Here is a 765-nt window from a genome sequence, read left to right as displayed (position 1 = left end):
GAGCTCGCCTGCTAGCCCAACTGGCAAAGGATTCAAGCTCCCATCGAGGATGTAGATCTGTGTGTTCTGGATCGGGCGGCCGATTGGAACAAGTGCAGCGGCATCCATTTGCGGATCGAGAGGGCCCGCGTAAGCGACACACACGGCAGCCTCTGTTGGCCCATAACAATTAAACATGCGGCAATGTGAGGCGTGTCGTCTGACTAAGTCTGCAGAAGACGCCTCTCCACCCACGATCAGAGTATTCAGACTTGAAAGACTCTCGAGCGGGATCTCTGGCAACATTACTGGAGGAATATCGGCGTGACTGATCTGATTCGCCACGATGAACTTACCAAGCGCGAGGGGATCTTGTCGAACTGTCGCGTCTTCAATCAAATAGAGAGCACCGCCACTGCAGAGGACGGGCATGATCTCTAAAAATGAGGCGTCAAACGCAAAGGACTTGAACTGCAACGCTCGCGATGAATGATTTAGCTTTAATTGGCTAATCGATAAATCGACAGAGTTATAAGCGCCTTGATGCGTATTGCCCGCGCCCTTGGACTTGCCTGTCGACCCTGAGGTGTAAATCAGGTAAGCGAGGTTTTGAGCGGTGAGCGCAGTGGTTCGTTCAGAGGCCACAATGGCGTGAGTCGGATATTGCTCAAGCATGCAGTCATCCAATCGGATGGTCTGAGGTGCTTCAAGCTCCGTCTCATCTAGAAGTGAGCTTGTGGAGATGAGTGCAGCCGCGCAGCTATCGGCGAGCATGAAGCTCAAGCG

At 52.9% G+C, this 765-nt stretch carries 1 protein-coding gene; it reads right to left on the bottom strand.

Going from position 1 to position 765, the window contains the following annotated elements; all coding sequences use genetic code 11:
* Window positions 1-753: AMP-binding protein (locus tag KZZ10_RS14360; RefSeq protein WP_259662231.1), on the bottom strand; the 753-nt coding region annotated here is incomplete at its 3' end.
* Window positions 754-765 lie beyond the last annotated feature (12 nt).

It is taken from the genome of Zwartia hollandica (assembly GCF_019923725.1).
GTDB lineage: Bacteria > Pseudomonadota > Gammaproteobacteria > Burkholderiales > Burkholderiaceae_B > Zwartia > Zwartia hollandica.
Note: the sequence above shows the minus strand (reverse complement) of the source record. Positions and strands in the feature narration are given on the sequence as shown.